A 5,755-nucleotide genomic window follows, 5' to 3' on the forward strand; every position below is an offset into this window, starting at 1 on the left:
CCCCCAGTTATTAATGCGTGAACCATATAACAAAGTAAAAGCTAATCTAATTTTTCCTAACAATCCCAGTGGAGGAAAGCGCAGAAATTCTATGCTGTTACTAAGTGAATGTAATTCTTGGTCAACATAAAACCCTGTCAAAGTTGGATGCCAGCGTAATTGTTCTCCAAGTCCAATATCCTTGATAAATTTGATTAAACTAATATCAGACGGCAAGATAACATGATAAAATTTATCCCAAATAAATGGGCCAAAATCGTGATAAGTTGCAAGTCCGCCAAGTTGTTTATCACTCTCAAAAACTGTTACTGTATGACCTGTTTGCGAAAGATGATGGGCTAATACCAAACCCGTCATACCACCGCCGATAATACCAATATTCATGTATACCTCGCTGTTATCAACCTCAGCTTAAGTTAAGAGAGCTTTCTTAGTACAAGCTGATAAAAATGTATTGTAGTTATCTATGTAAAACAAGAATTACACCACTAAGAATAATAACAATTCCTAGCCACTGATTTAAAAAGACTTTCTCCTTCAGAAAATAATGAGATGCAAGTGGCACAAAAGCGTATGTTAATCCCAATGATGGAAACGCCTGATTAAGAGGCATTTTCTGCAATACAAACAGCCACAATACAGTTACAATTAAATAGCTAATAAACCAAATCCAAAAATAAGGGGAAACTAAAAGGTTTCGGAATGGCGTACTGGCTGTACTGGAATTATTAAATGCATGCTTTAACGATAGTTGTCCTGCTGTTCCCAGTAAAACTACCAACATTAAAATTAGCAAAGCAATTACGCTCATTTGCGAATAACACCTAATGCGTAAAATCTGAATTTAGTCAGCATTTTTCTGAATTGCTTTAGGAGTTTTTATTGGTATAACTACTAACATAACTCCAATAAAAATTAGGCAAACTCCACTGACTCGATTTATTGTAATTTCTTCATTAAAAAAGTAATGAGAACCGACAATTATTCCAACGTAATTTAAGCTGGTTAATGGATAGGCAATACTAAGCTTTATAAATCGCAAGGCACAAATCCAATTAACTACTCCCAAACTGTAAGTAGTAATTGCAAGTGCTAAATTTTGAAGAAACGTCCATGATAACAATTCTCCATTCTGATTCATCATCGCATTTTTCATCAACAATTGTCCAGCGCAGCCCAGTACAATGCTGGCAATCATCGTTGTATATGAAATTAACTTCAATCGCGATTTTGATAAGTTAGAGTTCATGGAAAATTTTGTTAAATGACATAAGTAAAAGTCTGTTCCATTCTAGGAAAGTACCAAATGCCTTGATTGGTACTGTAATTAACAAACAAAATGGAAATCCTTAATGCAATTACTACCAGTTAATCTTGCCTGTCTGCGTGTAAACTCTCCAACGCTTGGGTTGCCATCTGGGTTAATTACCCCTGATACTTGTTGCCATAATTCATGCGGCGCCTCGTAGGCTGTGTATCTACGTTCATTTTTACAAACGTGATACCACTTCGTTTCTTGGCACTCATCACACCAAAAAGCTTCTAACCATTCTCCTGGTATTGGAACAGCCGTTTTGGATGCTACTATCATTCTGGCGTTTTTCCGACTCATTCCTCTTTGTTGTAATTGACCTGCTTTATCAGCAAAAAGTAAATATTTCGGACTTCTACTCTCTAAATAACAACCATGAATTGGACAGTATATTGATCTTCGTTTCGAGCGTTTGCGATTTTTGTCACACCTTCTCTGCATAATTCGACCCCCGATGACAATACAAAACACTTGCATGAAGGTTACGTTTAGAGGGACTGAGATCATAAGACCATCGAAGCCCAAACTCCTAAGTTGATAACTCACTTGTTAAATTTATTCAGTTTTGCTTGATTTATTCAGTTTGCTCGGTTTATTTCATTTATTCGAGCGGCTTTGTCATTAGGAATGTACTAGTTCAGCAAATTTTATGGGGAACACTTAAACTCACTATTTGCAGTATATAACAATCTTACATAATTATTGCAACACATTTCATTTTCTTAACTTTTTAAAGTTTGTCGCACCACAAAGTGAGTTTGAAGTATTAAATAAACCAGCTTCAAACCAAAAACAAGTAATTTGATAATAGTACTAATAAGAATTAATACTATGAACGTAATGTTGCCCCTTCATTGTTACCCACGGCGCCTACTCTACAGAACTTTGAGTCATGCTCACAACTTCAGTAGACACGGCTTGCTTCAAAACCTCCAGATATTGCCTAGCAATTATTTTGGGTGTGAAGTTCGCGCGCAAATACTGACGACCTGCTTTACCCATACGTTCAGCTAATAAACGGTCTTGACTAAGCAAACGAATAAATTGCGTCAAACCGTTACTATCTCCGTTATCAAACGAACTGCCACAGTCAGCTTCAGTAATAATTTGCCTCAAATAACAAAACTGTGAACAAATCGCTGCAATTGGTCTTTCAGAAGCTAAAGCAGAATAAAGCTTACTAGGAGTCACCAAATTCTCTGTTCGTTCATCTACGCTCACAAGCGATAAATCGCAAGCTGTCAACGAGTAAGGTAAAACCTTCTTGTCTTGATACGGTAAAAACAAAAAATTCTTCAAATTCAAACGATTCACTTCTTGAATCAATTCATTTAGCTTGGCACCTCCACCAATAATTAGGAATTGAATTGGCTCATCTTGTAATTGCTTGGCAGCTTCAAGAATCGTGTTCATATCATGACAACGACCCAAGTTACCAGAGTAAAGGACTGTAAACTTTTTGACCAAATCATATTTCCAAGCAAACCAATTTTCATGCTTGGCAATCGGTACTATCCAATTTGGGTCTGCCCAACTATGAATCACAGAAACTTTATCAGCAACCGCAGGACAGCTTACTACCACCTGTCGCTTCATCGCTGGACTCAAAACCACTATTCCCATAGCATTTTTCCAGACTCTCTGGTTCACAGACTGCCAAAATCTTGTCAACCAATGGCGTTTGGAAACTACACCTAGTGCTACAGCAATATCTGGATATAAATCGTAGAGTATGCAAACATAAGGCGTTTTGAACAAAATATTCGCAAAATACCCTAAAAGCGGCAGAAACGGTGGTGCAGTAGATATCAACAACGCATTATTCCAGCGTCTAGCTCGAAATAAATGCCAGAGCGCACGTACAGTGTACAGAACACCGTTAATCGCTTTTCCGCGAATTCGTCCGGGAGCAAGTTGAGCAGTACGTGAGCGTTGAATTCTAACTCGACCTCGATACTCAACTTGCGGAGCATTTTTTACCTGATATGCATAACCAGGTTGACCAGTAAAAACTTCTACGTCAATTCCCAGTAAACCCAAATTCATCACCAGCTCTTCTAACAACTGACCTGTTGCCGCATAATCTGGGGGGAAAAACTGAGTAACCACAGACAACTTCACAGACTGCTGAGTTCCTGTAGAATTTTGTCTATTTTGCTGTGTTTCATGTGGTTGCTGGGAAGAAACAGAATGAAATAATTTGAGATTAATCCATTTGTTAAATCTCATCGTCTAATTCCTAAATATCTTTCAGATGACAACACTAAACTCCAGAGAGCCATTTTTGAACATAGGGAGCTTGCCTCAACGTACCAATAAAGGACAATTGAGTCAGGACTAACGTATTAACTAGAAACAGGAATTAAGAGCGAATAGCTACGCTAACAAACCTTAATTTGTTGTAATATTCCCATTTCCTATATATTCTTGCGAATTATGCAAGATATGAATTCAGCATTTGTGAGCTAATTGGCTTGTATTGGGGCAACCAAAACTTCTAAGAAGTTATCCGAAAACAGAATTTTTCCAAGTTTATATATCTCAATCGTTTCCTTACACACAATTAATAATTAGATTAGCATGTTTGAGATATTCTCATTAACTTTACCAAAAATTCATATAACCCCAATTATTATTTTACAGAATTTTAATATTTTAACTTTACCTATGTATAAAAAAAAATATTGATGCAATTATTGATATAAGTGTTTTTATATGTATATTAGTTGACTCCACCCAACGAAATACATTGCCTAGCATATATGCAGTCGAGCAAATCTTAGATAGTAAATTTAGTTATCAAATAGATAGTATTGTGTGCCTTTTGTTGCTCATACTTCAATTCAACCTATCACCATCAACCGTTGCAAGGTAAAATATTTGCTTGATAACATGCGTTTAATTGCTTGATAACTGTAATAATTCTACAAAAAACAAAAAATTGAAAAATTCATTTTATTTTTAAAACGCAGAAAAAAGCACAAAAAGTTGTGCTTGAAGAAAAATTATTTATGAAGTTGCCTTTACAAAAAACCTCTGTCTTTATCAAAAATTAATAATTAGGGCTTGCTGAATAGAACTAAAACCTTTATGATGTAAGGGTTTTAAGCATTTTGATTCCAATTAAGTGCAACAACAAGGCGCCTACAGACCTAAAATCCGTGCATTTGCTTGGAAAAATTAGGGCTTGATTTGTAAGGCAACCTCCGAAACAACCATTTTTTTATACTGTGAGCGCGTCTAGGTTAATTTTGTGGAGTTTTTCAGCAACCCCTAATTAGTCTTGTTAAAACCACTTTCTTTAACTTGTGACCCCTATATTGCACATTTGTCTCTAGTCGATGTGGACATTTTAGAATCTGTCTATTAATAATATATTAATATTATTTTAATCTTCTTTACGAGCTAGGGACGGCACAAACTGCTTTATCAAACCGTAGCATTTCCAAACTGCGGTCACCGTATACTCCTTCAATTTGTTGACGACAACAGTCAATAGCAAAATTGTTTAAGTCTTCAGCCTCAACCCCATACATTTCCTCAAATACGTCAGGTTGCACCCGACAAAACCGTGGACGGTTCGCGTAAATGCGACACTCGCGCGCAGATTGGTCAAAGTTGATACACCAACCACCTTCACCAACCATACTGAGATACTCTTCTAATTCCACAGGAGTCAAATACTCGTGGATATCAGGACGGTCTGCTGGGTCAAGATTACAGCAGGCGCCACAGTTCTTTACACATTGCCAAGTTGCCATAGTTTTTGAATCGGGTTTAAGGAAGTAATTATGTCGTTACTTATAGTTTTGTTAAGAAAATTAAAATTCACTGGCATTAGCCAGATATTATAAGATTCTAGTTCGGTAAGTGTACTATTTAACTTTTTTAGACAAGTTCGGAGGAAAAAATGTTCGAGGCGTTGGGAAACATCAATTGGGAAGTAATTTTCCAGCTTACATCGGTAGCTCTTATCATGCTATCCGGTCCAATCGTTATTTTTGTTCTGGCATTCCGCAACGGCGACCTCTAACGTAGGGTGCGTGACGCCACCAAAAATCTGAAAACGAAGCAAGTGATCTGCTAGCGTCATGCACCTTACTCATATTCTCCAGAACGGATGCTAATATTTAATCAAAAATCATCATTATCCAAAGCTAGAAGTGCTGCACGAATAATGGCATCGTAAGGGGGTTGAGATATATCAACCTCTTTTGCATCTCGACGGGAACTTCCAAGTAAACCAGTAGTACTGTTCGCTGTCACAGCCAGAATTTTACCTTCGTGGTTTTGAATTCTTAGCTCTAAGGCGCCATTATTATAGATACAGCAGGTGTAATAGCGACCTTGATGTTCAAATGTGATTCGCGGTTTATTCGATGCTGACTTAAACTGGTTAAATAATAGTATTTGTGCTTGTTGAGTTGGAGTAGATAATCTGGC

Annotated in this window: 7 protein-coding genes and 1 pseudogene; 1 reads left to right on the forward strand and 7 read right to left on the reverse strand. The window is 37.0% G+C overall.

Annotated elements, in window-relative coordinates; genetic code table 11:
• The 6 genes from AC2JBO_RS42415 to AC2JBO_RS42440 all read right to left on the reverse strand — a co-directional run.
• Nucleotides 1-384: FAD-dependent oxidoreductase (locus AC2JBO_RS42415; protein WP_496959633.1), on the reverse strand; the 384-nt coding region annotated here is incomplete at its 3' end.
• Between the two features lie 76 nt (nt 385-460).
• Nucleotides 461-811, reverse strand: a complete 351-nt coding sequence (locus AC2JBO_RS42420) for an EamA family transporter (protein WP_496959634.1) — start codon at nt 809-811, stop codon at nt 461-463.
• Between the two features lie 33 nt (nt 812-844).
• Complete coding sequence (locus AC2JBO_RS42425) at nt 845-1,249, reverse strand: EamA family transporter (RefSeq protein ID WP_496959635.1); 405 nt, start codon at nt 1,247-1,249, stop codon at nt 845-847.
• Nucleotides 1,250-1,327: 78 nt separating this feature from the next.
• Nucleotides 1,328-1,753 (reverse strand): hypothetical protein, encoded by a 426-nt coding sequence (locus AC2JBO_RS42430; RefSeq protein ID WP_496959636.1) that lies wholly within the window; start codon nt 1,751-1,753, stop codon nt 1,328-1,330.
• Nucleotides 1,754-2,182: 429 nt separating this feature from the next.
• Nucleotides 2,183-3,541 (reverse strand): glycosyltransferase family 4 protein, encoded by a 1,359-nt coding sequence (locus AC2JBO_RS42435; RefSeq protein ID WP_496959637.1) that lies wholly within the window; start codon nt 3,539-3,541, stop codon nt 2,183-2,185.
• 1,169 nt (nt 3,542-4,710) lie between these two features.
• The gene (locus AC2JBO_RS42440; RefSeq protein ID WP_496959638.1) at nt 4,711-5,073 is read right to left on the reverse strand and encodes a YkgJ family cysteine cluster protein; all 363 of its coding nucleotides are present in this window, start codon (nt 5,071-5,073) and stop codon (nt 4,711-4,713) included.
• A 149-nt stretch (nt 5,074-5,222) separates the two neighbouring features.
• On the opposite strand from AC2JBO_RS42440, the gene psb30 reads away from it, so the two are divergent.
• Entirely contained in the window at nt 5,223-5,345 is a 123-nt protein-coding gene (gene psb30 / locus AC2JBO_RS42445) for a photosystem II reaction center protein Ycf12/Psb30 (protein WP_026092833.1), read from the forward strand.
• Between the two features lie 101 nt (nt 5,346-5,446).
• Here the strand turns inward: psb30 and AC2JBO_RS42450 are convergent.
• Nucleotides 5,447-5,755: pseudogene (locus AC2JBO_RS42450) on the reverse strand (single-stranded-DNA-specific exonuclease RecJ); the annotation flags it as partial.

The sequence above is a fragment of the Calothrix sp. CBUCES-K 9914 genome (genome assembly GCF_059640475.1).

Excerpts from the sequence above, each read along its gene's own strand:
- AC2JBO_RS42420 (WP_496959634.1), bottom strand. The coding sequence starts at position 811 with ATGAGCGTAATTGCTTTGCTAATTTTAATGTTGGTAGTTTTACTGGGA.
- AC2JBO_RS42425 (WP_496959635.1), bottom strand. The coding sequence starts at position 1,249 with ATGAACTCTAACTTATCAAAATCGCGATTGAAGTTAATTTCATATACA.
- AC2JBO_RS42430 (WP_496959636.1), bottom strand. The coding sequence starts at position 1,753 with ATGCAGAGAAGGTGTGACAAAAATCGCAAACGCTCGAAACGAAGATCA.
- AC2JBO_RS42435 (WP_496959637.1), bottom strand. The coding sequence starts at position 3,541 with ATGAGATTTAACAAATGGATTAATCTCAAATTATTTCATTCTGTTTCT.
- AC2JBO_RS42440 (WP_496959638.1), bottom strand. The coding sequence starts at position 5,073 with ATGGCAACTTGGCAATGTGTAAAGAACTGTGGCGCCTGCTGTAATCTT.
- psb30 (WP_026092833.1), top strand. The coding sequence starts at position 5,223 with ATGTTCGAGGCGTTGGGAAACATCAATTGGGAAGTAATTTTCCAGCTT.